Genomic DNA, 26,412 nt, shown 5'->3' with positions numbered 1-26,412 from the left:
ACTTGATCACCGCCCGCCGGGTCGCGCCAGGTCACCGGCCCGCACGCGCCTTAACTCTTGAGCAACCTTAACATCCACTAATGGCGGCGGGACGGCAGTAATGCCCGCCCGGTCTGTCTCCGCGTTCAGAGCGTCCGCATGTCCACGATCCGTCAACGCTCGACCTACGCCGTGCCTGGATCCCAGCCGCGCGCCGAGGAGGGTCTCGGCCTCGCGCAGCTGCCGCGGATCCTGCGACGCTCCATCGGCTGGATCATCGGACCGACCCTGGTGGTCGCCCTGGGCGCGAGCGTCTTCGTCAACGTGGTCAGCCCCCGCTACACCGGCGAGGCGAAGGTCCTCCTCGAGAGCCGCGACCCGGCCTTCGCCCGCACCGCGCAGGAGCGCGGCGACCAGCTCGCGCCGATCGACGAGCAGGCGGTCGCGAGCCAGGTGCAGGTCGTGATGTCCCGCGATCTCGCCCGCGAGGCGATCCGCCGGCTCAAGCTCGTCGGCAACGCCGAGTTCGATCCCGGCGCGGGCAGCATCGGCGCCGTCCAGCGCGTGCTGATGATGCTCGGCATCGGCGCCAATCCCCTCGATCGCCCCGCCGAGGACCGGGTGCTCGACGCCTATTTCGATCACCTGCTCGTCTATCCCGCCGGCAAGTCGCGGATCCTCACGATCGAGTTCCGCGCGAAGGACCCGAAGCTCGCGGCCGAGGCCGCCAACACCATCGCGAAGCTCTACATCGGCTCGCTGGAGGCCGATAAGGTCGACACCGCCCGGTACGCCTCCACCTGGCTCGGCGGCAACATCGACGGGCTGCGCAAGCGCGTCGCCGAGGCGGAGGCCAAGGTCGAGGCGTTCCGCGCCAAGAACGGCCTCGTGGGCAGCACCGGCCTGGCCGGTCGGCCGCTCAACGCCCAGCAGCTCGGCGAGCTGTCGAGCCAGCTCTCCGCGGCGCGGAGCCTGAAGGCCGACCTCGACGGCAAGGTGAAGGCCATCAAGGACCTGATCAAGGACGGTCGCGCCTTCGAGATCCCCGACGTCGCCAACAACGAGGTGATCCGCCGGATCGTCGAGAACCGGATCTCGGTGCGCGCGCAGCTCGCCCTCGAGTCGCGGACGCTCCTGCCGGCCCACCCGCGGATCAAGGAGCTGAACGCCCAGCTCGAGGACCTCGACGCCCAGATCAAGGCGTCGGCCGAGCGCGTCGTGCGCATGATGGAGAACGACGCGAAGATCGCCGGCGCCCGGGTCGAGAGCCTCCAGGCCGCCGTGGACGGCCAGCAGGACGTCGTCGTGCGCGGCAACGCCAGCGAGATCCAGCTCCGGGCGCTGGAGCGCGAGGCGAAGGCGCAGCGCGAGCAGCTCGAATCCTATCTCGGCCGCTACCGCGAGGCGGCGGCGCGCGACGGCGAGGCCGCGACGCCCGCCGACGCCCGCATCGTGTCCCGCGCGGTGACGCCCGAGGTCCCGTCTTTCCCGAAGAAGCTGCCGATCGTCGCCTTCGCGACACTTCTGACTCTGATGCTCGCGGTCGGCGGAGTCATCGCCAGCGCGCTGCTCGCCGAATCCGGCCGCGCCGCCGGAGACCGCGACGGCGACCCGGTGGACGATCGCCGGCGCCGCGAGCCGGTGCTGGATCGGCCGTCCTTCACCTTCCCGGAGGCGACACCGGCCGCGCGCTGGTCCGAGCCGTCGCACGCGGCCGCCGTGGCGACGGCGCCCGCCGCGCCGGTCGCGATCCGCGGCGCCGACACGTTCGATCTCGCGCCGCTCGTCGCCCGCATCGCGTCTGCGCCCCGTGCCCCGGAGGCGCAGGCCGGTCGCCGGATCCTGATCGTCGAGACCGAGGACCGGCGCGGCGTCGCGACGCTGCCGGAGGCCCTGACCCGCGCCCTGGGTCGCGAGGGAAGCCTCGTCGCCGTCGACCTCAATCTGCCGAACGACGGCACGGCGCGGCTCGGATTCGCCGACCTCATCGCCGGCGAGGCCGCCTTCCTCGACGTGATCCAGGCCCGCCCGGACAGCGGTCAGCACCGCATCGAGGCGGGGCTTCAGGACTCAGCCGTCCTGTTCGACGAGCCGGATGCCCTGGCGCTGACCTTCGAGGCGATGGCCGAGGCCTACGATTGGGTGATCTGCCGGCTCCACGCCGCGCCGGGAGCCGTCGACCTCCTCGAACTCGTCGCCGGCTTCATGGACAGCGTCGTCATCGCGTCGAACGCCGATGCCGAGGATCCGGCGCTGGCCGACCTCTACGCCCTCGCCGAGGAGGCCGGCGCCGGCCAGATTCTGGTGGCGCAGGATCGTCCGGCCGCGTCGGAAGTCGAGGACGCCCGGGCGGAGCTGCGCCTCAACGCCGCCTAGGCCGGGCGCCGGTCACCACCGGCGCAGGGTGCGGAGCCGTTTCAGGGCGGCGTAGAGGCGCGGGTCGCGCTTGATCCGCCGCTTCGTGCGGGTCAAGGCGCGGCGAAGGGCGCCGTAGGTCCGGCCCCGGAGCGTGACCGGAATGATCGTCTCGACGAGGCCGATCGTCTCGTCGCAGATGCTGGCCTTGTAGCGGGCCTCGCCGACGCCGAGATCGAAGCCCTGCCGCCCGCGCGCGGTCTGGTCGCGCACCAGATGCTGCAGCAGCAGGTCGCCGGGGCTGTATCGGGCGATCTCCGGGTCGCCGTCGAACGCCGTCATCATGCCGCTGAAGCGCCGCTCACTGACGGCGCCGCCGAAGGTCGCGAGGACGCGGCCGCTCTCGGCGAGGCAGAGGGCGTACAGCTCCACCGCGGGCTCGGCGCCGGTCGCCGCTGCCGTCAGGAAAGCCCGGATCGCGGGATCGGCGTAGGGGTCTGAGACGCCCATGCCGGCGAAGCGGGCGGCTTTCTGCGCGAAGAACGCCGCCAGCAGGCGCGCCGCCTCGTCGGCGGTCTCGGCGCGGCGGTAGACGATCGGGCCGTGCGCCTCCACGAGGCGCTTCTCCTTGGAGCGCAGCTTCTTGCGCGAATCCGCGCTGAACACCCGGCGCACGGTCGCCTCCGGGTCCGGGCCGAGCATGAGGCCGTAGGCGTCGCTGGCCTCCGCCTCGCCGGTCGCGGCGAGCGGGTTCGCCGCCCCGTCCCACATCCGGGGCTGATGCTTCAGCACGAAGGCGTCGATCCCGTCGGCGCGGCCGGCGCGGATCAGGGCCGCCACGATGCTGCCGGGCGCGATGGCCGCCGCGTCGCGGGTAGCGAAGAGCGGCAAGTGATAGTTGGCGTGGGTGTCGCCGACCGTACGCGCGAGGCGCAGGCCGTGCTCCCGCTGAAGCGTGAACGGGATGAGGATGCGCGGCCGTCCGTCCGCGTCCCGCAGGACCGCGACGCGCGCGCCCTCGGCCTGACCGGTCGTTCGCAGGTAGGCGCTGATCCAGTCGAACCGCTGGTAGGGCGTGGCGAGGCTCGCCGGCTCGGCCTCGAGGCGCCGCCAGAGCGCCTCGGCCGCGGCGAGGTCCGGGATGATCTCCGCGACGAGGCCCCCGGCGATGCGCGCATCGACCATGTCCGTTCCCACCACCTGGACACCGACCGCCATGACCCGATCTCCCGGGGACCGCTCACGATCCCGCGCCGCCCGAACCTTGACGGGCGGCGACTGAACAGCCCGTGACTTCAATCGATGATGGTGCGATCCCGGCGCCGGATGGTCCGGCAAAGAACAGTCGTGGCTAATGACGGCTTGCGATGACCGCCGCGGCGCATGCTTTCGGATTTGTTTACCCCGGCGCGCCAAGGCTGTGCCGCGCTGGGCCGCTGGCCCGAACGGTTCAGGGCCATGCTGTCTTCGCGTGCCAAGCATCGGGTCTTCGCGTCCGGCTTCCGCGCGATTCAGGCCCTCGGGGCGGACCGCTGGCTCAGCCCCGCGGCCCGCGGCCTCGGCGTGATCCTCACCTTCCATCACGTCAGCCCCGACCCGGTGCCAGCCTTCGCGCCGAACCGACTGCTCGGCATCACCCCGGAGTTCCTCGACCTGACGTTGCGCGAACTCGACGCCCGCGGCTTCGAGATCATCGGCCTCGATGCGGTCCCGGAGCGGCTGGCCGAGCCGGATTACGGGCCGCCCTTCGCGGTCCTGACCTTCGATGACGGCTACCGCGACAACGTTCAGCACGCCCGTCCCGTACTGGCCCGCCACGGCGCGCCGTGGACGCTGTTCGTCACCAGCGGCTTCGCCGATCAGGCCGGGCGGCTCTGGTGGGTCGAGCTGGAGCGGGCCATCGCGCGCCTGGACCGGGTGCGCATCGACGTCGGCGCGCGCAGCCTCGACCTTCCGGCGCGCAGCCCGCAGGAGAAGGCGCTGGCCTTCGAGATCCTGTACCGCGACCTGCGCCGCGGCGGCGAGGCGGACCTTCTCGACCGGATCGCCGCCCTGTGCCGGCAGGCCGGCTTCCCGCCCGGGCGACTCGCCGCCGATCTGTGCCTGTCCTGGTCGGAGCTGCGCGACCTCGCCGCCGAGCCGGCCGTCACCATCGGCGCGCACACGGTCAGCCACCCGATGCTGGCCAAGCACGCCGCCGCGATCGCATCGCGCGAGATCGCCGAGGGTCGCGCGCGGATCGAGACGGAACTCGGGCGACCGGTGCGGCACCTCTCCTACCCGGTGGGGGACCCGACCTCCGCCGGTCCGCGGGAATTCGCCCTGGCGCGGGAGATGGGCTTCGCGACGGCCGTGACCACGCGACCCGGCCACCTCTTCGCCGAGCATGCCGGGCATCTCCAGGCCCTGCCCCGGGTGTCGGTGAACGGCTGCCACCAGACGCGCGCGGCCCTCGCCGGACTGCTCTCCGGCGTCCCGTTCCTGGCTTGGAATCGCGGGCGGCGCGTCAACGTCGCCTGAGGCGCAGACCCCATTCGCGCTGAGGGCGGCCGCCGGGACTCAGCCCGCGCGCCTGCGCTGCGCGCTCGTGAGCGGCGTCAGCGGAACAGCGCGTCGAACAGGTTCTGCGGCTGCTGCTGCGGCGGCGGGGCCGGCGCCGGGCCCTCGTTCGACGGGAAGAACTTGCGCGAGGGCTTCTGGCGGGGCTGCACCGGCACGCCGCGCGGCGCCTCCACGTCCACCTGCCCGTTGGCGTTGAGCTGCTGGGCGGTCTTGGTCGCGTCCTTGCCGGGGCGCTTCGCCCTCTCGGGCTTGGCCGCCACGGCCGGCACGTCCTCCTGCTCCTTGGCCTCGGCGATCACGTCGCTGCCGCCCTTACAGTCGACCAGCCAGACGTCGTAGATCGGGTGCTCGATCGCGTGCAGGCCGGGGCTCGACGCGAACATCCAGCCGGTGAAGATCCGGCGGTACTTGTTGTCGAGGGTGACCTCGTCGACCTCCAGGAACGCCGTGGTCTTGGCGCTCTCGGTCGGCGGCCGCGTGTAGCAGACCCGCGGGGTGAGCTGCAGGGCGCCGAACTGCACGGTCTCGTCGACCGCCACCTCGAAATTGACGATCCGGCCGGTGATCTTGTCGAGGCCGGAGAACACCGCGGTCGGGTTCTTGATCTTGTCGGCGGCGGCGGGGCCGGCGCAGACGAGGAGCGCGAGGCCCGGGGCGAGCGCGCGGCGTGCGAGGGCGAAGATGCGGCTCAAGGCTCGGACCCCTAGACGAGGGTGGCCGGCCGCGCCGAAGGCTGCGCGGCGGACGATCGGGATTGGCCCGTCATGAACACCGCAACGGTGGCGGCAAAAGGGCGCCGCGCCCGTGGCAGGTCGCGGATCTACTCGCCCGGCGTCCAGGACACGTAGTCGCCGGTCGCCGCCGGCCGCTGGCCCCAGGAGAGCTGCGAGCCAGCCGGCCGGTACGCGTTCGCGGTGCCGGTCTGGTTCTCGATATGCGGCTTCTGCCAGGCCTTCGCCTGGTAGTTCTCCTCGCTCGGCGCGACGTCGACGTTGTGGCAGAGCCAGCCGCGCCAGCCGGGCGGCACCTTCGAGGCGTCGGCGTAGCCGTTATAGACGACCCAGCGGCGCTCCGAGCCCACCGAGCGGTCGATCAGCGCGCCTTCCGCCTTATAGTACTTGTTCCCGAACTCGTCCTCGCCGACGAAGATGCCGGTGCGCGCGGTCTGGAGCGCGACGGAGACGGTCTGACCGTTCCACCACGTGAAGATGCGCAGCAAAGTGTCCTTCAGCGCCATCGCCGGTCCCGGAGTCGTTCCGCGCCGCGAGGGCGCTCGTCGGCGCCGTTATGGTGACCGCGCGCGTGCGAGTCCAGCCGCATGTCGGAAGTGTCGCCGCCGGGCAACGCCCGGGCCGCAGTTTCGGCCCCGGGTTCCGGCCGTCCGCCAGTTCCGCTCCCTAGGGTTGTGAATCTAAAATTTTCCCGATCCGATTCCCGAAAGCCGGAAGGACACTTATCCGGGCTCGGGACGATATCCACAGGCTTTTGCGAGCCGGCACAACATCTAGCGGGGAACAAGGCCGCGGAACACCACTTGTTGACGTGAGATTGAAGGCGGCGGTAATCTCCCTCCATCGGTCGCGCCCCGCGAAAGTGGTGCGTTGGGCAGGGGCGACCGTTCCTAATTTTCGTTCGCGGGACCGAGGCACGTCTCTCAGCCGGGCGTGGTCGGCCGCGAATCCCACTATCGGGCTAGACCCCGCGTCGCGCGGGGCCGGGACGCGCGCGTCCCGTCGGGAGAGGTGTGTTTCATGCGGTTCGAGCGTCGCTACACCACGGCCGGACAATCGCCCTACGCCGGGATCCCCTTCCGCAAGGCGCTGAGCGAGATCCGCAACCCGGACGGCTCGGTGGTGTTCCGCCTCGACGGCATCGACGTGCCGGAGAGCTGGAGCCAGGTCGCGAGCGACGTGCTCGCGCAGAAGTACTTCCGCAAGGCGGGCGTCCCGGCCCGGCTGCGCAAGGTCGAGGAGAATGCGGTCCCGTCGTTCCTCTGGCGCTCGATCCCGGACGACGCGGCCCTGGCCGAGATCCCCGAGGACGAGCGCTTCGTCTCCGAAGCCTCGGCCACGCAGGTCTTCGACCGGCTCGCCGGCTGCTGGACCTACTGGGGCTGGAAGGGCGGCTACTTCTCCTCGGAGGAGGACGCCTCGGCGTTCATGGACGAGCTGCGCTTCATGCTGGCCCGCCAGATGGTGGCGCCGAACTCGCCGCAATGGTTCAACACCGGCCTGCACTGGGCCTACGGCATCGATGGGCCGAGCCAGGGCCACTACTACTGCGACCCGCAGACCGGCGTGCTGACCAAGTCGGCCTCGGCCTACGAGCACCCGCAGCCCCATGCCTGCTTCATCCAGTCGGTCCAGGACGACCTCGTCAACGACGGCGGCATCATGGACCTGTGGGTGCGTGAGGCGCGCCTGTTCAAGTACGGCTCGGGCACCGGCTCCAACTTCTCGATGCTGCGCTCGGAGAATGAGAAGCTCGGCGGCGGCGGCAAGTCGTCGGGCCTGATGAGCTTCCTGAAGATCGGCGACCGGGCGGCCGGCGCGATCAAGTCGGGCGGCACCACGCGCCGCGCCGCCAAGATGGTGATCGTCGACATCGATCACCCGGATATCGAGGCCTTCATCGACTGGAAGGTGAAGGAGGAGCAGAAGGTCGCCGCTCTGGTGACCGGCTCGAAGGTCGTCTCCAAGCACCTGACCCTGGTGATGAAGGCCTGCACGCAGTGCGAGGCCGAGGGCGATGCCTGCTTCGATCCGGAGCGCAACCCGGCCCTCAAGCGCGAGATCAGGGCCGCCCGCCGCGCCTCCGTGCCGGATTCCTACATCAAGCGCGTGGTGCAGTTCGCCCGCCAGGGCTTCACCAAGATCGAGTTCCCCGTCTACGACACCGATTGGGATTCGGAGGCCTACCTCACGGTCGCCGGCCAGAACTCCAACAACTCGGTCTCGCTGACCGACGACTTCCTGCGCGCCGTCGAGGCGGATGCCGACTGGCAGCTGACCGCCCGCACCACCGGCAAGGTCACCAAGACCCTGAAGGCCCGCGACCTGTGGGAGCGGATCGGCGAGGCCGCCTGGGCCTCGGCGGACCCGGGCCTGCACTTCAACACCACGATGAACGACTGGCACACCTGCCCGGCGGGCGGGCGGATCCGGGCCTCGAACCCGTGCTCCGAGTACATGTTCCTCGACGACACCGCCTGCAATCTCGCCTCGGCGAACCTGCTGACGATGTATGACCGGGACACCAAGCGCTTCGACGTGGAGGCGTTCGAGCACCTCAACCGCCTCTGGACGGTCGTGCTCGAGATCTCGGTGATGATGGCGCAGTTCCCGTCCAAGGAGATCGCGGAGCTCTCCTACCGCTACCGGACGCTGGGTCTCGGCTACGCCAATATCGGCGGCCTGCTGATGACCATGGGCCTGCCCTACGATTCCGACGCGGGCCGGGCTCTGGCCGGCGCCCTCACGGCGATCATGACCGGCGTCGCCTACGCCACCTCGGCCGAGATGGCGGCTGAGCTCGGCACCTTCCCGTCCTACGACGAGAACGCCGACGCGATGCTGCGGGTCATCCGCAACCATCGCCGGGCCGCCCACGGCGAGGCCGGGGGCTACGAGTTCCTGAACGTCGCACCGGTCGCCCTCGACCACGACAACATCCCGCAGGCCGATCTGGGCGACCATGCCCGCGCAGCCTGGGACCGGGCGCTGAAGCTCGGCGAGGAGCACGGCTACCGCAACGCCCAGGCCACCGTGATCGCGCCCACCGGCACGATCGGCCTCGTGATGGATTGCGACACCACCGGCATCGAGCCCGACTTCGCCCTGGTGAAGTTCAAGAAGCTCGCCGGCGGCGGCTACTTCAAGATCATCAACCAGGCCGCCCCGGACGCCCTGCGAGCGCTCGGCTACCGCGAATCCGAGATCGCCGAGATCGAGGCCTACGCGGTCGGCCACGGCTCGATGGGCCAGGCGCCGGGCATCAACCCGACGACGCTCCGCGCAAAGGGCTTCACCGACGACAAGATCGCGGCGGTGGAGAAGGGCTTGAAGTCGGCCTTCGACATCAAGTTCGTGTTCAACCGCTGGACGCTGGGTGACGATTTCCTCACGCAATCCCTGAAGGTTCCCGCCGATAAACTGTCGGACCCGACCTTCGAGCTGCTGCCCTTCCTCGGCTTCACCAAGAAGGAGATCGAGGCTGCCAACACCCATATCTGCGGGGCGATGACGCTGGAGGGTGCGCCCGGCCTCAAGCTCGAGCATTACCCGGTCTTCGACTGCGCCAACCCGTGCGGCCGGATCGGCAAGCGCTACCTCTCGGTCGACAGCCACATCCGCATGATGGCGGCGGCGCAGCCCTTCATCTCGGGGGCGATCTCCAAGACCATCAACATGCCGAACGACGCCACGGTCGAGGATTGCAAGGCGGCCTACCTGCTGTCCTGGCGCCTCGCCCTCAAGGCGAACGCCCTCTACCGCGACGGCTCGAAGCTCTCGCAGCCGCTCAACGCCGCCCTCATCTCGGAGGAGGACGACGAGGCGGATGAGGGGATCGAGGCCCTGATCCAGGCGCCGGCCGCCGCCAAGGCCGCCGCCGCCGCGGAGAAGATCGTCGAGCGCGTCATCGAGCGCGTCGAGCGGATCCGCTCCCGCGAGAAGCTGCCGACCCGCCGCAAGGGCTACACCCAGAAGGCGGTTGTGGGCGGCCACAAGGTCTACCTGCGCACCGGCGAGTACGACGACGGCCGCCTCGGCGAGATCTTCATCGACATGCACAAGGAGGGTGCGACCTTCCGGAGCCTGATGAACAACTTCGCCATCGCGATCTCGCTCGGCCTCCAATACGGCGTGCCGCTGGAGGAGTACGTGGAGGCCTTCACCTTCACGCGGTTCGAGCCGGCGGGCTTCGTCCAGGGCAACGACGCGATCAAGAACGCGACCTCGCTCCTCGACTACGTGTTCCGCGAGCTGGCGGTCTCGTATCTCGGCCGCGCCGACCTCGCCCATGTGAGCCCGGCCGAGATCGGTGGCACGGTGATCGGCGGCGGCGAGAGCGGGGACACGACCCGCGAGGGTCCCAAGCCCGCGCCGGCCTCCTCGGTCGTCTCCCGCGGCCTGCTCCGCGGCTCGGCCGACCGTCTGACCCTGATCCAGGGCGGCCCGGCCGGCGCCAGCCTCGGCGTGGGTGCGGCGAGTGCCGGACAGTCGGCCCCGGCCGGCGGCACGGTCCACGCGATCCGCGGCAGCGCGGCGCTGAAGGCGGAGCCGGCGGTGGCCGGTCAGGCCGAGACGATCGCCGACACCCTCCCCTTCGCCAAAGCCGAGCGGAGCGTCGCCGACCGGCGGGCCGAGGCGAAGATGAAGGGCTATGTCGGGGAGGCCTGCCCGGAATGCGCGAACTTCACGCTGGTCCGCAACGGCACCTGCCTGAAGTGCGACACCTGCGGCTCGACGACCGGGTGCTCGTGAGCCTCTGACAGCGCGGGCCTGAAGCGGTCGGGCGAGCCATCGGTCGCGATGGCTCGCCCGACGCGACTAGATCTTCTGCAAGATCGCGAGCCTGGCGCCTGCGCCGGCAGCGGCTCTGAAATGTTCGGTTGTTGAATCGCGCGGAGCCCGTCGGTGCAGCCGTAGAGATGGGTGGACAGCGCTCCAGTCCGTAGCGGGCGGCGAACGGGGCGATCACGACGTCGGCGCGCGACCCTCTACGATCCGGCGACGCGGGATCGTCCCTGGTGACAAGGCGACGTTCCGCGCCGCAACGGTCTGCGGTGTGGTCACCGGCGCGATCTCGACCGCGGCATCTACCGGCTCGGCGGCGGTCCCGGCGTAGACCGCCGACGTTCAGCCAGTGGGACGGCATTCCTCGTAGAGAGCTCGCGCCACCCCGGGCAGCTCAGTCCGCGTCGTCCTTGACGTAGGACGCCAGGCCGTTGCCGAAGGACCACTCGTCGCGGGCGTTCGGCGACAGGACGATCAGCACGTCTTCCGGACGAAGGCCGGGACTGGCGACGAGGTTGTCGGTGATCGCCCTGTAGAGCTCCTTCTTCTGCGCCGTGTCCCGCCAGTTCCCCGCGATGATGTTGATGATCACCACATCGTCGGTGCGGTGTTGCCCGAGATAGTCGGAATCGTAGATCAGCTCGTCCGGCGCATGCTGGTGGATGAGATGGAAGCGGTCGTCGGCCGGCACACCGTAGGCGTCGCGCAGTCCGCGATGGACGCCGTCCGAGATGGCGCGGATATGACCCGATGACTTGCCCTTGATGAGCGAGATCCGAACGAGAGGCATGGATGGCGATCTCCAGCGAAGTCTTGCGGCGCGATCTGACCGGCTTGACGCCTCCTGACTACCTGCCCATGATTGTCCGGAAAATTTGAAATTCCGAATTTGAATCTTTCGCTAAACCGAACAATGGCGGCGCGCACGAACCTGGACATGGACGTGCTCCGAACCTTCGTGACAGGGTTCGAGCTCGGTAGCTTCGCCCGCGCGGCCGAGCGGCTGGGACGGTCGCAATCCGCCGTCAGCACGCAGCTCCGGAAGCTGGAGGAGCAGGTCGGCCAGCCGCTGGTGCAGAAGGCCGGACGCGGCCTCGCGCTGACGGCCGCCGGCGAGAGCATGTTCGGGTACGCGAAGCGGCTCTTGGAGCTCAACGACGAGGCGGTCGACCGTCTGCGCGGAACGGAACTGGAAGGCTGGGCGCGGCTGGGCCTCGCGCAGGACTTCGCCGAGAGCTGGCTCCCGGCCGTGCTCAAGCGGTTCTCGAGGACCTATCCGCGGGTGCGCATCGAGGTGCAGGTCGGGCTCGGTGCGCAGCTCATCGAGAAGGTCCTGAAGGGCGAACTCGACGTAGCGCTGGTCTGGGGAGACGGCGGCGGTGCCCCTCACGCGCGGCGGATTGCGGAAGTGCCGATCCACTGGATCGGCCAGCCGGACTGGCCGGGTCTCGCGGGCTTCGGCCGGGAGCCCGTTCCCTTCGCGGCCTTCGCGCCGCCGTGTACGTTCCGGTCTGCGGCCGTGTCTGCCCTGGACGCTCGCGGTCTGCCCTGGCGATTGGTCTTCACGAGCCCCAGCCTCTCGGGCCTCTGGGCCGCGGCCGAAGGTGGCCTCGGCATCACCGCGCGCACCGCGGTCAGCCTGCCGAAGACGCTGAGCGTCCTCGACCCGGCCGCGACCGGCCTGCCGCCTCTCCCGAACGCACCGCTGACGCTCCATCAGGCGGAAGCCGAGCTGTCGCCGGCCGTCGCGCGCCTGACCGATATCTTCGTCGAAACGATCCGCGAGCACGTGGCGTGAAGCGACGACTTCCCGTGCTTACTCCGCGACGCGCATCACGATAGCGCCCGAAAAGCCATGGGTCGCTTCCGCGATCGACTTCGACGGAGACAACGAACGTCGGCGGAGGTGAACCTGTCCGATACGGTCAGCGCCCCGGGTCGCGATCACGGATCGTGTGAAGGGTCGAACTCGTTCGCCGATGTCCAGTCTACCGGCCGTCGACGCGGCGGAGTGGATGGACCGAATATCATTCGATTTTCCGGAATGATAGGTGCGAAACTTTCAAATTTTCCGAACACGGCCGGACCTGTAACTCCTGCAACACCGGCCGCTGGCGCGGTCTCGAGAAGGGGAGCGGCATCCATGCCCTTCATCAATGTCAAGGTCGCGGGCCAGCCACTGGCGCCGGACCAGACCGCGGCGATCCAGGCGGGTATTACCCGTCTCATGGCCGACATCCTCCGCAAGGTCGGCCCTCTCGTCGGGGTGCTGGTCGATGAGGTGCCCCGCGCGGGATGGAGCGTCGGTGGCGAGCCGATTTCCTGTGCCGCGCAGGTGGATGCCATCGTCAGCGCGGGAGCGAACACGCCCGACGAGAAATCGCGCTTCATCGCCGAGGTGAGCAGGCTCCTGAAGAATGTCCTCGGCGCCGATCTCGCCGAAGTGTCCTACGTCGTCATCCACGAGGTGCCGAAAGACAGCTGGGGATACGATGGTCTGACCCAGGCGGAACGGGCGCGTCGCTGAGCGAGCGCCCGAGGCGTGAAGCGCCGCTGTAAGTAAACCACCGCACCCGGCGGGACCGATGCGTCGGACGCCGCGTCCGGGGCCGGCGGCGCTCGCGCCTCACGAACGTCCAACGCGCTTAATCCGGATGCCGCGACGACCTGCCTTGAATTTCCTCACCTGTAGCTTTTCTAGCGTCCGGAACGGAGAATCTGTATTAATCGTCTGGGATCGAACAAAATCGCAGCTTGACGGCTCGACCTGAGTCGGGAGATCTGCCTCTCAGAGTGCCACGCTGAAGGGCACACCGCGCGAGCGGAAGCTTGGAGAGGAAACGATGGTCTTCGCAGGTCGCGCTGCAGCCGCGGTGCTGTTACTGACGATGGTGTCGGCCCCGGCGCGGGCCGCGGACCCGATCAAGATCGGGCTGAGCGGTCCCTTCACGGGGGGCTCGTCTTCGATGGGTGTCTCGATGCGGGACGGCGCCAAGCTCGCCGCCGCCGAGATCAACAAGGCCGGCGGCGTCCTCGGCCGGCCGATCCAGCTCGTGGAGCGCGACGACGAGGCCAAGAACGAGGTCGGCGCGCAGGTCGCGCAGGAGCTGATCAACAAGGAGAAGGTGGTCGCCACCGTCGGGTTCATCAACACCGGCGTGGCGCTGGCCGCCCAGCGCTTCTATCAAGAGGCCGAGATCCCGGTGTTCAACAACGTCGCGACCGGGACGATCATCACCAACCAGTTCAAGGAGCCGGATTACGACGCGAACTACGTCTTCCGGAACTCCGCCTACGACGTGCTCCAGGCCGGCCTGATGGTCGACGAGGCGCTCGCCCAGGGCCACAAGAAGATCGCGGTTCTCGCCGACTCGACCAATTACGGCCAGCTCGGCCGCGAGGATATCGAGAAGTACCTCGCGACCAAGAACGTGAAGCCCGTCGCGGTCGAGAAGTTCAACATCAAGGACGTCGACATGACGGCCCAGCTGCTCAAGGCGCAGCAGGCCGGCGCCGAGGTCATCCTCGCCTACGGCATCGGGCCGGAACTCGCCCAGATCGCCAGCGGCATGGCGAAGCTCGGCTGGAAGGTCCCGATGATCACCAGCTGGCCGTCCTCGATGCAGAGCTTCATCGACATCGCCGGCCCGAACGGCAACGGCGTGATCATGCCGCAGACCTTCATCGAGGATCAGACCCTGCCGAAGCGCAAGGCGTTCCTGGAGAACTACTACAAGATCTACGGCGTGACGAAGATCCCGACCCCCGTGGCCGGCGCCCAGGCCTACGACTCGATCTATCTCCTCGCGGCGGCGATCAAGCAGGCCGGCAGCACCGACGGCCCGAAGATCCGCACCGCGCTCGAGAACCTGAACGAGAAGGTCGAGGGCGTGGTCACCACCTACGACAAGCCCTTCACCGCCAAGGACCACAACGCGATCTCGCGCAACATGGTCGTGTTCGGGAAGGTGCAGGACGGCAAGATCGTCTACGCCAAGGACGAGGACGCCAAGAACGCGGGCGTGGTCCGCGTCAAGGAGAAGACCTCGAACTGAGGTGCCGGACGCCGCGCCCGCGCAGGGCGCGGCGTCTCCTCCGGATCCGGCGGCTCCTCGACCGGCCGGCCCCGCGCAGAGCGGTCCCGCGGCGCCCGCCGCGCGACCGGACGTCCCTCCGGTGACAGCGATCCCATGGAAATCCTGCTCCAGCTCATCGCCTCCGGCGTCGCGGTCGGCATGATCTACGCCGCCATCGCGTTCGGCTATCAGCTCACCTTCGCGACCTCGAAGACGCTCAATTTCGGTCAGGGCGAGGCGCTGGCGCTCGGGGCCCTGTTCGGGCTGACCCTGGTGCCGTTCGTCGGCTACTGGCTGATGATCCCGCTGGTCCTGGTCTTCGGCTTCGCCCTCGGGGCGGTGGTCGAGCGCCTCGGCGTGCGCCCCGCCGTGAAGATCAAGTCCGAGTACGGGTGGATCATGGCGACCATCGCGCTCGGCATCATCTTCAAGAACGTCGCCGAGAACGTCTGGGGCCGTGACGACCTGAAATTCCCCTCCCCGCTCCCCGAGACGGCGCTGCAGGTCGGCGGCGTGCGCATCCTGCCGATGGAGCTGCTGATCGTCGCGGGCGCGCTGCTGATGATGCTCGCGGTGGAGATTTTCAATCGCAAGTCGATCTGGGGCAAGGCGGTCGTCGCCACCTCCAACGACATCGACGCGGCCGGGCTGATGGGCATCAACACCCAGAAGGTCATCACCCTGTCCTACTCGATCAGCGCCATGACGGCGGCCTTCGCGGGCGTGCTGGTGGCGCCCGTGACGCTGACCGGCGCCACGATGGGGTCGGTGCTGGCACTGAAGGCCTTCGCGGTGGCGATCATCGGCGGCCTCGAATCCGGCCTCGGCGTCATCGTCGGCGGCCTGATCCTCGGCGTCGCGGAGACGCTGACCGGCTTCTACATCTCGACCGGCTACAAGGATGTGCCGGGCCTGATCCTGCTCCTCGTCGTCCTCTCCATCCGCCCGGTCGGCCTGTTCGGCAAGGCCGTCATCAAGAAGGTCTGACCGTGACCGCCCGCGCAACCCTCACGGCAGCCTGAGCCATGGCGCAGACCCTCGCCCCCGCCGACGCGCCCGCCCCGGCGGTCGCCCCCAGCCTGTCGCGCCATATCGGTGTCCTCGGCGCCGTGCTGCTGGTCGTCGGCCTCGCCGTGTTCCCGCACGTGGTCACGAGCTCGTACTACATCCACCTGATGGTGGTGATCGCCATCTACGCGATCCTGATCCTCGGGCTCGACATCGTGGTCGGCTATACGGGCCAAGTGAGCCTCGGCCATGCCGGCCTGTTCGGCGTCGGCGCCTACTCGGCGGCGGTGCTGTTCCTGCACTTCAAGCTCGGGATCTGGTGGGGCATCCTGGCCGGGATCGGCGTGACCTCGGCCTTCGGCGTCCTGCTGGCCGTGCCGGCCCTGCGGGTCACCGGCCCCTACCTCGCCATGGTGACGCTCGCCTTCGGCACGATCATCCAGATCTTCATCAACGAGCTGACGCCGCTGACCAACGGGCCGCTGGGCATCACCCTGCCGCCGGCCCGGGTCCTCGACTTCTCGCTCCTCGGCCTGCAGGCCCCCTGGGGCGCCGCCGGGCGCAAGCTCGAATTCTACTACCTCGTCTGCCTCGCGCTGCTGGCCACGATCCTGGTGGTCAACCGGGTGGTGCGCTCGCCCTACGGCCGCGCCTTCGAGGCGCTGCGCGACTCGCCGATCGCCTGCGACTGCATGGGCGTCAGCGTCTATCGCTACAAGGTCTACGCCTTCGTGATCTCGGCCGCGCTGGCCGGCCTCGCCGGCGCGCTGTTCGCGTGGTCGGAGCGCTACGTGGCGCCGAACTCCTACGGGTTCGAGCTCACCGTGCTGTTCCTGCTCGCCGTCACGATGGGCGGCCGCAAGTCGCGGGCGGGGCCAATCATCGGCTCGGCGATCATCGTGATGATGCCGAACGTGCTCGCCGATATCGGGCTGGTGCGGATCATGGCGGGGATCATCGCCGGCGCGGCGCTGGTCGTCGGCGCCCTCGCCTTCCTGCGCCGTCGGGAGAACCGGTACGCCCTGCTGGTGCCGGTCGGGCTCTGCCTCGCCTTCTTCCCGGCGACGCTCGCGCTCGAATCCGTCACCGACTTCCGCCTGACCGTGTTCGGCCTCATGATCCTGTTCGTGGTCTACTACCTGCCGGACGGGATCGTGGGCTTCGTCCGCGAGAAGATCCCCGCCCTGCGCCCGGCCCACACCGCCGAGGGCAAGAGCCTCCACGCCGAGGGCGCCGCGCTCAGCGTGCAGAGCGGCGACCGGGGTGCCGACCCGCTCCTCTCCGTCGATCAGGCCCTGATGCAGTTCGGCGGCCTCAAGGCGCTGGCCGGCGTCGACCTCACGGTGCGGCCGGGCACGATCCATGGCCTGATCGGGCCGAACGGCTCCGGCAAGAGCACGATGATGAACGTGCTCACCGGCATCTACCGGCCGACCGGTGGCAGCGTGACCCTGGCGCGCGGCCAGGGCACGAAGCGCCTCGACGGCCGCACCCCGTCGGAGATCGCCGCCGCCGGCGTCGCCCGCACCTTCCAGAACGTGCAGCTCTTCCGCGAGATGACGGCGCTGGAGAACGTACTGGTCGGGCTTCACCACAGCTTCCGCGGCACCCTGTTCGACGCCATCCTCGGGACGCCGCGGCGACGCCGCGAGGAGCGCGAGCAGCGCGCCCGCGCGATGGCGATCCTCGACTTCGTGGGCCTGGGGCCGCTCGCGCAGGTGGAGGCTCGCAACCTGCCCTACGGCAAGCAGCGCCTCCTCGAGATCGGGCGGGCGCTCGCCCTCGACCCGGTCCTGCTCCTCCTCGACGAGCCGGCCGCGGGCCTGACCGCCCCCGACATCGCCGAGCTGACGGCGATCATCCGCAAGATCCGCGACGCCGGCATCACCGTCATCCTGATCGAGCACCACATGGACGTGGTCATGGGCCTGTGCGACCGCGTCAGCGTCCTCGATTTCGGCCACAAGATCGCCGAGGGCAGCGCCCGCGAAGTCCAGGCCGATCCGAAGGTGGTCGAGGCCTATCTCGGTAGCCCGGTCGCCGACGAGGAGATGACCCATGCTTGAGGTCACGGGTCTGTCGGCCGGCTACGGCCAGGTCGAGGTCCTGCACGGCCTCGACTTCCAGGTCCCGAAGGGTCAGGTTGTGGCGCTGATCGGCTCCAACGGCGCCGGCAAGACCACCACGATGCGCGCTCTGTCGGGCATGATCCGGCCGCGGGCCGGCTCCATCCGCCTGAACGGGCGCGAGATCGGCGGCCTCGACAGCCACGACGTCGCCCGGTTCGGCCTCGCGCACTCGCCGGAGGGCCGGCGCGTGTTCCCGACCCTCTCGGTCGAGGACAACCTGACCCTCGGCGCCTTCCCGCGGCTGACCGGATCGCGGCCGAAGGGCGACGTCGCGGCCGACCGCGAGCGGGCCTTCGAGATGTTCCCGCGGCTGAAGGAGCGGCGCGCCCAGCTCGCCGGCACGCTCTCGGGCGGCGAGCAGCAGATGCTCGCCATGGGCCGGGCGCTGATGCTGCGGCCCGAGATCCTCCTGCTGGACGAGCCCTCGATGGGCCTCGCTCCGAAGCTGGTGGAGGAGGTTTTCCGGATCATCCGGCTGCTCAAGGCCGAGCAGGTGACGATGCTGCTCGTCGAGCAGTTCGCCATGGCGGCGCTCGGCGTCGCCGACCACGCCTACGTGCTGGAGAACGGCCGCATACGCTTCCAGGGCCCGGCCCAGCAGATGCGCAACGATCCGGCCGTGCGGGCGGCGTATCTAGGCGGCAGCCACTGACGCCCGCGCACGCGGGATCGTGCAAGGGGCGGCATGGACGACGCTGAGGTCGTTGGCGCCCGGGTATGATCCGTTTCCGCAGACGGCCGCCGGGAGAGGCCCGGCGCCCGTCGTCCGCGAGGCTCGAGATCGCCTCGCGGCCGGCCACGTCACACCCGCCTGACAAGTCCTCGCGCGCGCGGTGGCGATCGCAGGAACGCCTAGGGACCGGCGGCGGCCCCCGCATCGTGCCAAGGAAATCGCGGGGGCTTCGCGCAGGCCGGTCGCGCTCTGAAGCCCGTAGGCCGCGCCGCCGCTCTCCTGTAGAGACCGTCGAGATGCGCGCGGCACGAAGGCCACACGGGAGGTTTCGATTTTGGACGACGGTTGGGCGACTGCCTTAGGGTTGTTTGCCGTCCTCGCCCTGGTTCTGGCGAACGGCTTCTTCGTAGCAGCGGAGTTCGCCCTGGTCGCCGTGCGCAGGAGCCGCGTCGCCGAACTCGTCTCCGAGCGGCGCGTGAACGCGAAGGCGCTGCTCTGGGCCACGGACCACCTCGACGCCCACCTCGCGGCGACGCAGCTCGGCATTACCATCTCGTCCCTGGCGCTCGGCTGGGTCGGCGAGCCGGCGCTGGCCCACCTGATCTTGCCCGCCCTGACGTGGCTGCCGGACATGCTCTCAACGGCGGCCGCCCACACGGTCGCGGTGGTGATCTCGTTCGTCATCATGACGGCGCTGCACATCGTGCTGGGCGAGCTGGCGCCGAAGAGCCTCGCGCTTCAGCGCAGCGAGCGCACGGCCCTGGCGGTGATCCGCCCGCTCAGCGTGTTCCTGTTCGTCTTCCGCCCGGCCATCCTGTTCCTCAACGGCCTCGGCAACGGAGTCCTCCGCGTGTGCGGATTGCAGCCCGGTCACGGCGAGGGCGGCCACCACTCGACGGCGGAGCTCAACCTCCTGGTCGAGGCGAGCCGCGAGGCAGGCCTCATCCGCGAGGCGCAGCAGGAAGCGGTCGAGCGCATCTTCCGGCTGGGTGATCGTCGGGTCCGCGAGATCATGACGCCGCGCCACGAGGTCGAGTGGGTCGATCTCGACGGATCGCCCGAGGAGATCACGCGGGCGGTCCGCGCCTGCAGCCACGCCCATGTCCTGGTGAGCCGCGGCGACATCGACGAGGTCGTCGGCGTGCTGCGCAAGCAGGATCTGCTCGATCAGATCCTCGACGGGCAGGTCCTCGATATCGCCACCGCCATGCGGCCGCCGAACGTCGTCCACGAGGGCATGACGGTCCTCACGGCGCTGGAGAGCTTCCAGCGCAACCCCGTGCAGCTGGCGGTGATCGTCGACGAGTACGGTAGCCTGGAGGGCATCGTCACGCAGACGGACCTCCTCGAGGCCATCGCGGGCGACATTCCCGAGATCGGGGAGGATCCGGCCGTGGTCGAGCGCGAGGACGGCTCGCTGCTCATCGACGGCATGATGCCGGCCGAGGACGCGTTCGAGCGCCTCGCCTTCGCCGACCCGCCGGGCACGGACGACTACACGACGCTGGCCGGCTACGTCATCTTCCAGCTCGGCCGTATCCCGGCGGCGGGCGACGCCCTCGTGGCGGAGGGTTGGCGCCTCGAGGTGGTCGACATGGATGGCCGTCGCATCGACAAGGTCCTGGCCACCCGCCTGCCGGGCCGGACGCCGGTCGGGGCGGCGTGAGCGCGCGTCGCCGGAGTAAGCGATCGTCAAAGGTCCCGGCCACCGTCTCGGCCGCTGCCTGACAATCAGCCGATCGTCAGCGCGAGGACGCGCATCCAGTTCCCGATCGCGAATTTCTGAAGCAGGTCGCTCCCGAATCCGCCCGCGGCGAGGGCCCGGAAGATCGCCTGCGCGCCGGCTACCGAGCCGACGCTGTTCGGAACGACGGCCCCGTCGAAGTCGGAACCGAGGCCGACGCGCGTCTCGCCGAGGTGCTCGATCAGCTGCGCGACGTGGCGCACGACGATGTCCAGATCGGTGTCGGCCCGCATCTGTCCGTCCGGCCGCAGGAAGCACGTGGCCAGGTTCAGCCCGACTAGGCCGTCGCTGTCCCGGATAGCGTCGAGCTGCCGCTCCGTCAGGTTGCGCGACGACGGGCAGAGCGCGTGGACGTTCGAGTGCGTCGCCACGAGCGGCGCGTCGGAGAGCCGGGCGACGTCCCAGAACCCCTGCTCGGTGATGTGGGACAGGTCGACGAGGATCCGCAGCCGGTTACAGGCCCTGACGAGTCCGGCGCCGGCGGCCGTCAGTCCGGGCCCCGTATCGGGTGAGCTCGGGAACCGCATCGGTACGCCGTGGCCGAAGATGTTGGTCCGGCTCCAGACCGGGCCCAGGGAGCGCAGGCCCGCGGCGTGGAGGACGTCGAGGGCGTGCAGGTCGGCGTCGATCGCCTCCGCGCCTTCCAGGTGGAGGACGATCGCGAAGCGGTCGGCCGCGATCGCGGACCGGATCTCGCCGACGCTCCGGCAAAGGACGACCTGGCCCTCCGACGCGGCGACGATCCGCGTGAGGATCGAGGTCTGCTTCAGGATGATCTGCTGGGCATCGGCCAGCGGCACCTCGGGCGGCAACGGGCAGTCGTAGGACGTCCCCCGGAACTGATCGAAGCGCAGGCCCGTCGCGGACGGCGCGTAGAGGGCGAAGAGACCGCCCAGCATCCCGCCTCGTCGCGCGCGCGGCAGGTCGATATGTCCGTCCGGTCGCCCCTCGAGGAAGCTCCGCTCCGGGTCGCGCCGCGCGTACAAAGCGAGGCGCAGCAGCGCGTCGTTGTGGCCGTCGAAGAAACCGACTGTTCCGTCCATCGAGCGTTCCTCTTCGATCGAGCGCGTCGGGGCAAGGTCCGCGTCAGCGGAACGACCACGCGAAGCGGTCGCCGTCGCGACGGATGGTCCCGACCGACGTGTCGGTGCAGTGCGCGCTGAACCAGGGGAGCCTGCGTCCGGCCGCGAGAGCGAGCATGCGCCGCCTGGACCGGATGGTGCAGCACGTCGCCCGCGAACCGAGCCTCCACGCCGCCGGCCCGGAGCAGGATCGACATGTGGTCGCGGCTGTGTCCCGGAGTCGGCACGAACGCGACCGGCCCCACTGCCACCACCGGCAGGAGCCTGTCGGCGGGCATGACGGCGCGCGTTTCGAAGATGCGCGTCACCGCCGCGTCGCCGATTCGATACGCTGCCGTTCCTGTCTCGGCCGCCACGGGCTCCCCCGCACCCTGTCCCTGCCTAGGCTCAGGCCCTGGGTGGGTCGCCGATGGCGGCCGACGCCGACCCCGAAGTGCCTCCGGCCAGGATCAGTGTGCCGAGCAGCATCAACATTGGCATGCGGATCATGGATGGCTCCCTCTTAGTGGGGGTTTGCTCCGCGTCGGCCCGGATCCGGCGCCCGGGACCGGACCGTTCCCTGCCGTAATTGAAGTGCGCGGCTGTTCGGCCCGTCGTTCTTACGAAGAACGCTGCATTATTCGGCGCCACGCGAGACCTTGCCCAGGCACGGACCGCGATCTGCCCGCACCGCGGATTGTGGAACGCACTGCAGAGCTCGATGGCGCGCAGTCACGACGTCGAAGGCAGCGCGATTTTCTGGAACGGTCTCGGCGAACCTGCCGTTGAGGGGCTCCGACACAGGAGATCCTCGCTGGCACAGTTGGCGACGATCGTCCTGGCCACCCTGGCTCTGGGGGGGCAGCGCAGTCCTTGTCGAACAGAGGGCAACAAACGAGACCCGGGCCACGAGATGACGTCCGGTGGCAGGGAGTCGACTGGCTCGACCACGCGGAGCGGTAGCAGCGGGGCTGGCATTTCCGGGACCGGCACCCGCCGCTGGCAGAGACGTCGTCCCATCCAGGGCTGCCGGCCGGACCGGACGTACTGGCCGAAGACCGGCCATTCGGGGTTTCGAACACGCGAGGTCGATATCAGGCCCAGACCTGAAGCATAAATGGAGATGAATTTCAGATGAACGGCTCACGTTGATAAATTTATCTCTCGATGGAACGCGATAAACGTCATCTGAATTTGTTTTCAGAAATCGCAGATTGAGGATCGATCGTGAAGATACTCGTTATGACCTTGACCGCCGGCGCCGCGCTGCTGGGCGCCGCCTCCGCCGCTCAGGCGCACGAGTGGGGCAGCGGCTACGGCTACGGACCGGGTTACGGTCATTCCCGCGTGATCGTGCGCGAGGGCTACCGCGACGGCTATCGCGGTGTCCGCTTCGGCCACCGTGACTGGGACCGTCCCGATGTTCGCGTGATCGAGCGTCGCGGGTACGGCTACGGCCACCACGACCACGACTGGGACGACTGATCCGACCCGGAGCGGTTCGGTTCAGAGGGACGCCCGGCCGGGCGTCCCTCTTTTTATGCTCGTGATCTGCTCACCGCATGCAACGGTTTCCTGCTCCTCCGGCTTTCTGAGCGGTTCATCGACGCGAGGAACAGCATCACCATGCCGGTACGTCTGATCACGACCGCCCTGCTTCTGTCCGCGGGAGCCACGGCGGCTCTCGCCGCGCCCATGTCGGCCGACGACAAGGCGACGCTCCAGCAGCAATGCATGGGCGATTTCACGACCTTCTGCGGTGACATGCCGCCCGACGATGGGCCCGAGACGCAGGCGTGTTTCGAGAAGAACATGGCGAAGCTCTCGCCTGGCTGCCAGGGCGCCATCCAGAGCTACAAGCAGGGCAAGAGGGGCTGATCGGATCGGACCGTCAGGCGCCGTAGACCGAAGGGGCCGCCTTCATCGGAGGTGGTGGTGCGTTCGCGCTTCGCGAGCCAGCCTGTCGTCGGCTCGTCTCGGCTCGCTGTTTCAGCCTCCCACCGGTCCGCCGCAGCTCCGGCCGCGCGCGGTACGCGCCGGATCGACCTTGACGCGTACGGGGGCGGCCCGAGCCGCCCCCGCTTCGTCTCAGTAGCTGTAGGACCGGCGCGGATAGGCCTGCGGCGCGCCGTACCCGGTGTCGCGCGGCTGGACCCGCGAGCCGTACTCGATCTCCTTGCGTCGCGCCTGCCGGTTGGCGAGGTACCGGCCGCCCAGGCAGCCGGCGACGGCGCCGACGACGCCGCGCTCGGCCAGGTAGTGGCCGGCCAGTCCGCCGATGATCGCGCCCTTGATGCAGCCCTTCGCTTCAGCCGCACCGACGCTCATGAGTGTCACGAGAGCGATGACGGATGCTTGTCCAACGATGCGCATGCTGATGCTCCTCTTCGATCCGGAAGAGAATGCACCTGCGACACGACCGTTCCGGCCGCCGATGACGGCCGCTGACGCCACCTCGCGCAGCCCTGCGGGCGTTCGAAGCGACCGACTGAAACGCGGGCGCCGAGTCGTCCGGACGCCGACGCGGATCGGCTCCCCGGAACGGCCGCGACGGGCGGCACCGCGCTGATCTCGGGGCGCCGTGCCGGCACTGTGTCGGACGTCGCCAGCGCCCTCGAAGCCCGCCCGCAGACCTGCGGGCGGCTATCTCGGACGACGGCGCGAGAGGACGCGGCCGCGCCCGCGCGGACACTTGACGATATTACTTAGGAGTCCTAATTATAGTCCATGGACCACGCGGCCGACCCAGATCCAGTCCTGATCCGCCTGCGCGAGGGCTTCGAGCGCGTCGCCCTGGTGCTGCGTGCCGATCTCTGGGCGGCCGCGGGCGATGCGGGTCTGAACCCGACTCAGGCGCAGGTGCTGGCCCTGCTCGCAGGCCGCCCCGCCGGCCTCCGGGCGAAGGAGATCGCCGCGCACCTCGCCGTCTCGGCGCCGAGCATGGCCGACACGCTCACCGCGCTCGCGCGCAAAGCCCTGCTGACACGCGTCCCCGATCCCGCCGATGCCCGCGCGGTGATCGTGCGCCTGACGGACGATGGGCGGACGCTCGGGCGCGCCCTCGCCGCGGCGACCTCGCAGGTGATGTCGGCTCTGGCGCGGCTCTCGCCGGCTGAGCAGGCCGATCTCCTTCTCACTCAGATTAAGCTCATCCGGACCCTGCAGCAGACGGGCGCCGTCCCGGTCCAGCGGATGTGCGTCAGCTGCCGCCACTTCAGGCCGAACGCCCATCCGGCGGAGGCCCAGCCCCACCATTGCGCCTTCGTGAACGCCGCGATCGGTACCCGGGATCTCCGGCTCGATTGCGGCGAGCATGAAGCGGCCGATCCCGACATCCAGGCTGCCACCTGGACGTCCTTCGCGAATGGATCGCCGCCCCTCCAAGCACCACGCGAGACCTGAGAAGGACACATCGTCATGACGAGGATCAAGGCACGGGGCGTCGGCCTCGTGGCGGCGGCCCTGTGCGCGCTCTGCACCGACGCCTCGGCCGACCCCATCCAGTCGCGGCCGGACCCGGCTGTCCTGGCGTCGTTCGACATCGTCGAGACGACGATCGCGACCAGGGGCGACACGGCCGTCTTCACCACCCGCGTCCGGGGCGAGGCGGGCAAGGACCGGCCGGATGCCACCGGCAAGTTCGAGGGCTCGGGCGTCTACGCCTATGTCTGGCCGACAACGCTCGACAGCGAGGCGATCGGCTTCGACAAGGCTCAGGGCATCGTAGCGCTCGCCGTCACCTTCCATCCCGATTTCGACGACGCGGCCTACGGCGCCAGGAATCGGCACGTCTGGCACCCGCACTGGGTGGTGCTCGCCAAGGACGCGGCCTGCGGCGGCGGACTGAAGGTCGTCGATATCCCGAACGGCGCGAAGCCGAAGGTCCCGCCGACCTGGCCGAAGGTGCCGCTCCTGATCGACAGCCCGGACTACCGGACGACCTTCCGGGGCGACACGGTCCAGGTCGAGATCCCGGTCTCGCTCATCACCGGCATCAAGGGCGCCTCGTTCGACGGCGTGACGTCCGGCCTCAAGGTCAACGGCAACCTGCACGCGCCGCTGCTCTGCGTCAGCGACGTCTTCAAGGTCGCCTCCGGGGACCTGTCGCTGCCGGGCAAGGTGACCCCGCGGAAGTAGGACGCGACGAGAAGCGGTTCGGCGACTGCCATCGCCGAACCGCCGGAAGACCCACTCCAAGCATCAGAGAAGGACGAGCCACCATGGCACATGCCCGCCTCGACGATCCACCCCCGACCGAGACCGCGGTGTTGCCGCGCTCCGACAAGAGCGGTCGCCGACCCGGGAAGGCGCCGGCCTTGCCGAGGGCAATCGCGATCGCGCTCCTCGGCGGGACGCTCGTCCCGCCCCTCGCACTGCCGACCGCGGCGATTGCCGCGGAGGCCCAGAGCCTCGTGGAGGCTCTGAGGACGGTCGCCGGAAGTCGGCCCGGCGTGCGGCCGACCTTCGCCAAAGGGCAGTGCGTGCGCGGCACCTACGCGCCCGCGGCCGATGTCGGACAGGTGACGCGGTCGATCAGCTTCACGCGGCCCTGGCCTGTCGTCGGGCGGTTCTCGGTCGGTGGCGGCAACCCGTCCGTGCCGGACACGACCAGGACCGTCCTACGCGGCTTCTCGATCAAGCTCCTGTCGGACGGCGGCGAGACCCATCTGCTGTTCGAGAACGCGCCTGTGCATTTCGCGCGGACCCTCGACCAGATGCTCGCCTTCCTGCAGGTCCGCGTTCCTGGCCCCGACGGGAAGCCGAATCCGGAGGCGATCGCGGCCTTCGCGAAGGCCAATCCGGAGACGGCGCGCCAGGCGGCGTTCGTCGCCGGTAGGCCCCTGCCGGGCAGCTATGCCGGCCTCGTCTACTGGGGCGTGCATACGTTCACGGGGATCAACTCGGACGGTCGTGCCGTGCCCTTCAAGTTCAAGATCGTCCCTCGAGCCGGCGAGATCGTCGTCAGCGACGAGGAGGCGAAGGGTAAGGCGGCACAGTTCCTGGCCGACGCGTTGCGCGAGCAGCTGTCGAAGGGTCCGGCGACGTTCGACGTCGTGGCCCTGCTCGCCGAGCCGGGGGACGATCTCGGCAGCGACATCACCCAGCGCTGGACCAACGAGGACGATCGAAAGGCCGTCACCCTCGGCTCGATCGCCGTGACCGGCATCGAGCCGAACGAGACTTGCGACCAGGGGATCTTCGACCCGGGCCAGCTGGCCGACGGCATCGACGCACCGAAGGACGAGATCTTCGCGGCGCGCCGCACCGCCTACGGCATCTCGTTCGGGCTTCGCACCCCCTGAGCCTCC

21 protein-coding genes are annotated in these 26,412 nt (G+C 69.5%); 15 read left to right on the top strand and 6 right to left on the bottom strand.

Annotated features, from left to right (window positions below; translation table 11 throughout):
• Positions 1-138 precede the first annotated feature (138 nt).
• Positions 139-2,355 carry a GumC family protein gene (locus tag LOK46_RS01585; RefSeq protein WP_273562177.1) on the top strand — a complete coding sequence of 739 codons (2,217 nt, stop codon included), beginning with the start codon at positions 139-141 and terminating at the stop codon, positions 2,353-2,355.
• A gap of 12 nt (positions 2,356-2,367) precedes the next feature.
• On the opposite strand, the gene LOK46_RS01580 is transcribed toward LOK46_RS01585, so the two are convergent.
• Positions 2,368-3,552 carry a GNAT family N-acetyltransferase gene (locus LOK46_RS01580; RefSeq protein ID WP_273562176.1) on the bottom strand — a complete coding sequence of 395 codons (1,185 nt, stop codon included), beginning with the start codon at positions 3,550-3,552 and terminating at the stop codon, positions 2,368-2,370.
• 240 nt (positions 3,553-3,792) lie between these two features.
• Here LOK46_RS01580 and LOK46_RS01575 point away from each other — a divergent pair, with 240 nt between their 5' ends.
• Positions 3,793-4,854 carry a polysaccharide deacetylase family protein gene (locus LOK46_RS01575; RefSeq protein ID WP_273562175.1) on the top strand — a complete coding sequence of 354 codons (1,062 nt, stop codon included), beginning with the start codon at positions 3,793-3,795 and terminating at the stop codon, positions 4,852-4,854.
• A 77-nt stretch (positions 4,855-4,931) separates the two neighbouring features.
• Here the strand turns inward: LOK46_RS01575 and LOK46_RS01570 are convergent, their stop codons facing one another.
• Together LOK46_RS01570 and LOK46_RS01565 are read right to left on the bottom strand one after the other, a co-directional pair.
• Positions 4,932-5,588 carry a DUF2155 domain-containing protein gene (locus tag LOK46_RS01570; RefSeq protein ID WP_273562174.1) on the bottom strand — a complete coding sequence of 219 codons (657 nt, stop codon included), beginning with the start codon at positions 5,586-5,588 and terminating at the stop codon, positions 4,932-4,934.
• A gap of 128 nt (positions 5,589-5,716) precedes the next feature.
• A complete protein-coding gene (locus tag LOK46_RS01565; RefSeq protein ID WP_273562173.1) occupies positions 5,717-6,133 on the bottom strand; it encodes an NADH:ubiquinone oxidoreductase subunit NDUFA12 in 417 nt (138 codons plus the stop codon).
• A gap of 514 nt (positions 6,134-6,647) precedes the next feature.
• Between LOK46_RS01565 and LOK46_RS01560 the strand changes: the two genes are divergently transcribed.
• A complete protein-coding gene (locus LOK46_RS01560) occupies positions 6,648-10,379 on the top strand; it encodes a vitamin B12-dependent ribonucleotide reductase (protein WP_273562172.1) in 3,732 nt (1,243 codons plus the stop codon).
• 427 nt (positions 10,380-10,806) lie between these two features.
• Here LOK46_RS01560 and LOK46_RS01555 read toward each other — a convergent pair whose 3' ends face one another.
• Complete coding sequence (locus tag LOK46_RS01555; RefSeq protein ID WP_273562171.1) at positions 10,807-11,202, bottom strand: tautomerase family protein; 396 nt, start codon at positions 11,200-11,202, stop codon at positions 10,807-10,809.
• Positions 11,203-11,325: 123 nt separating this feature from the next.
• Between LOK46_RS01555 and LOK46_RS01550 the strand changes: the two genes are divergently transcribed.
• The 7 genes from LOK46_RS01550 to LOK46_RS01520 all read left to right on the top strand — a co-directional run bounded on the left by LOK46_RS01550 (position 11,326) and on the right by LOK46_RS01520 (position 19,964).
• Positions 11,326-12,210 carry a LysR substrate-binding domain-containing protein gene (locus LOK46_RS01550; protein ID WP_273562170.1) on the top strand — a complete coding sequence of 295 codons (885 nt, stop codon included), beginning with the start codon at positions 11,326-11,328 and terminating at the stop codon, positions 12,208-12,210.
• Between the two features lie 345 nt (positions 12,211-12,555).
• Positions 12,556-12,939 (top strand): tautomerase family protein, encoded by a 384-nt coding sequence (locus tag LOK46_RS01545; protein ID WP_273562169.1) that lies wholly within the window; start codon positions 12,556-12,558, stop codon positions 12,937-12,939.
• A 316-nt stretch (positions 12,940-13,255) separates the two neighbouring features.
• On the top strand, positions 13,256-14,467 hold the full coding sequence (locus LOK46_RS01540; RefSeq protein WP_273562168.1) for an ABC transporter substrate-binding protein: 1,212 nt from the start codon (positions 13,256-13,258) through the stop codon (positions 14,465-14,467).
• Between the two features lie 135 nt (positions 14,468-14,602).
• A complete protein-coding gene (locus tag LOK46_RS01535) occupies positions 14,603-15,475 on the top strand; it encodes a branched-chain amino acid ABC transporter permease (protein WP_012317320.1) in 873 nt (290 codons plus the stop codon).
• 38 nt (positions 15,476-15,513) lie between these two features.
• Positions 15,514-17,562 (top strand): branched-chain amino acid ABC transporter ATP-binding protein/permease, encoded by a 2,049-nt coding sequence (locus LOK46_RS01530; protein WP_273562167.1) that lies wholly within the window; start codon positions 15,514-15,516, stop codon positions 17,560-17,562.
• Complete coding sequence (locus LOK46_RS01525) at positions 17,555-18,277, top strand: ABC transporter ATP-binding protein (RefSeq protein ID WP_238199672.1); 723 nt, start codon at positions 17,555-17,557, stop codon at positions 18,275-18,277. Before LOK46_RS01530 ends, LOK46_RS01525 begins: the two co-directional genes overlap by 8 nt.
• Positions 18,278-18,662: 385 nt before the next feature.
• Positions 18,663-19,964 carry a hemolysin family protein gene (locus tag LOK46_RS01520; protein WP_273562166.1) on the top strand — a complete coding sequence of 434 codons (1,302 nt, stop codon included), beginning with the start codon at positions 18,663-18,665 and terminating at the stop codon, positions 19,962-19,964.
• 65 nt (positions 19,965-20,029) lie between these two features.
• Here LOK46_RS01520 and LOK46_RS01515 read toward each other — a convergent pair whose 3' ends face one another.
• Complete coding sequence (locus LOK46_RS01515; RefSeq protein WP_273562165.1) at positions 20,030-21,085, bottom strand: dipeptidase; 1,056 nt, start codon at positions 21,083-21,085, stop codon at positions 20,030-20,032.
• A 1,260-nt stretch (positions 21,086-22,345) separates the two neighbouring features.
• Here LOK46_RS01515 and LOK46_RS01510 point away from each other — a divergent pair.
• Entirely contained in the window at positions 22,346-22,588 is a 243-nt protein-coding gene (locus tag LOK46_RS01510; RefSeq protein WP_273562164.1) for a hypothetical protein, read from the top strand.
• Positions 22,589-22,729: 141 nt separating this feature from the next.
• A complete protein-coding gene (locus LOK46_RS01505; protein WP_273562163.1) occupies positions 22,730-22,981 on the top strand; it encodes a hypothetical protein in 252 nt (83 codons plus the stop codon).
• Positions 22,982-23,191: 210 nt separating this feature from the next.
• Here the strand turns inward: LOK46_RS01505 and LOK46_RS01500 are convergent, their stop codons facing one another.
• Positions 23,192-23,476, bottom strand: coding sequence for a hypothetical protein (locus LOK46_RS01500; protein WP_273562162.1), 285 nt, complete (start codon positions 23,474-23,476; stop codon positions 23,192-23,194).
• Positions 23,477-23,830: 354 nt separating this feature from the next.
• Here LOK46_RS01500 and LOK46_RS01495 point away from each other — a divergent pair, with 354 nt between their 5' ends.
• The 3 genes from LOK46_RS01495 (at position 23,831) to LOK46_RS01485 (ending at position 26,406) form a co-directional block, all read left to right on the top strand.
• Positions 23,831-24,505 carry a MarR family winged helix-turn-helix transcriptional regulator gene (locus LOK46_RS01495; RefSeq protein WP_273562161.1) on the top strand — a complete coding sequence of 225 codons (675 nt, stop codon included), beginning with the start codon at positions 23,831-23,833 and terminating at the stop codon, positions 24,503-24,505.
• Between the two features lie 15 nt (positions 24,506-24,520).
• Entirely contained in the window at positions 24,521-25,240 is a 720-nt protein-coding gene (locus tag LOK46_RS01490) for a hypothetical protein (protein ID WP_273562160.1), read from the top strand.
• Between the two features lie 179 nt (positions 25,241-25,419).
• Complete coding sequence (locus tag LOK46_RS01485; protein ID WP_337251962.1) at positions 25,420-26,406, top strand: catalase; 987 nt, start codon at positions 25,420-25,422, stop codon at positions 26,404-26,406.
• Positions 26,407-26,412: the final 6 nt, after the last annotated feature.

The sequence above is a fragment of the Methylobacterium sp. NMS14P genome (assembly GCF_028583545.1).
Lineage (GTDB): Bacteria > Pseudomonadota > Alphaproteobacteria > Rhizobiales > Beijerinckiaceae > Methylobacterium.
Note: the sequence above shows the minus strand (reverse complement) of the source record. Positions and strands in the feature narration are given on the sequence as shown.

What these genes read in the sequence shown, in the direction of transcription:
- LOK46_RS01585 (WP_273562177.1), top strand. Translation starts at nt 139, where the DNA reads ATGTCCACGATCCGTCAACGCTCGACCTACGCCGTGCCTGGATCCCAG.
- LOK46_RS01580 (WP_273562176.1), bottom strand. Translation starts at nt 3,552, where the DNA reads ATGGCGGTCGGTGTCCAGGTGGTGGGAACGGACATGGTCGATGCGCGC.
- LOK46_RS01575 (WP_273562175.1), top strand. Translation starts at nt 3,793, where the DNA reads ATGCTGTCTTCGCGTGCCAAGCATCGGGTCTTCGCGTCCGGCTTCCGC.
- LOK46_RS01565 (WP_273562173.1), bottom strand. Translation starts at nt 6,133, where the DNA reads ATGGCGCTGAAGGACACTTTGCTGCGCATCTTCACGTGGTGGAACGGT.
- LOK46_RS01560 (WP_273562172.1), top strand. Translation starts at nt 6,648, where the DNA reads ATGCGGTTCGAGCGTCGCTACACCACGGCCGGACAATCGCCCTACGCC.
- LOK46_RS01555 (WP_273562171.1), bottom strand. Translation starts at nt 11,202, where the DNA reads ATGCCTCTCGTTCGGATCTCGCTCATCAAGGGCAAGTCATCGGGTCAT.
- LOK46_RS01550 (WP_273562170.1), top strand. Translation starts at nt 11,326, where the DNA reads ATGGCGGCGCGCACGAACCTGGACATGGACGTGCTCCGAACCTTCGTG.
- LOK46_RS01545 (WP_273562169.1), top strand. Translation starts at nt 12,556, where the DNA reads ATGCCCTTCATCAATGTCAAGGTCGCGGGCCAGCCACTGGCGCCGGAC.
- LOK46_RS01540 (WP_273562168.1), top strand. Translation starts at nt 13,256, where the DNA reads ATGGTCTTCGCAGGTCGCGCTGCAGCCGCGGTGCTGTTACTGACGATG.
- LOK46_RS01535 (WP_012317320.1), top strand. Translation starts at nt 14,603, where the DNA reads ATGGAAATCCTGCTCCAGCTCATCGCCTCCGGCGTCGCGGTCGGCATG.
- LOK46_RS01530 (WP_273562167.1), top strand. Translation starts at nt 15,514, where the DNA reads ATGGCGCAGACCCTCGCCCCCGCCGACGCGCCCGCCCCGGCGGTCGCC.
- LOK46_RS01525 (WP_238199672.1), top strand. Translation starts at nt 17,555, where the DNA reads ATGCTTGAGGTCACGGGTCTGTCGGCCGGCTACGGCCAGGTCGAGGTC.
- LOK46_RS01515 (WP_273562165.1), bottom strand. Translation starts at nt 21,085, where the DNA reads ATGGACGGAACAGTCGGTTTCTTCGACGGCCACAACGACGCGCTGCTG.
- LOK46_RS01510 (WP_273562164.1), top strand. Translation starts at nt 22,346, where the DNA reads ATGACCTTGACCGCCGGCGCCGCGCTGCTGGGCGCCGCCTCCGCCGCT.
- LOK46_RS01505 (WP_273562163.1), top strand. Translation starts at nt 22,730, where the DNA reads ATGCCGGTACGTCTGATCACGACCGCCCTGCTTCTGTCCGCGGGAGCC.
- LOK46_RS01500 (WP_273562162.1), bottom strand. Translation starts at nt 23,476, where the DNA reads ATGCGCATCGTTGGACAAGCATCCGTCATCGCTCTCGTGACACTCATG.
- LOK46_RS01495 (WP_273562161.1), top strand. Translation starts at nt 23,831, where the DNA reads ATGGACCACGCGGCCGACCCAGATCCAGTCCTGATCCGCCTGCGCGAG.
- LOK46_RS01490 (WP_273562160.1), top strand. Translation starts at nt 24,521, where the DNA reads ATGACGAGGATCAAGGCACGGGGCGTCGGCCTCGTGGCGGCGGCCCTG.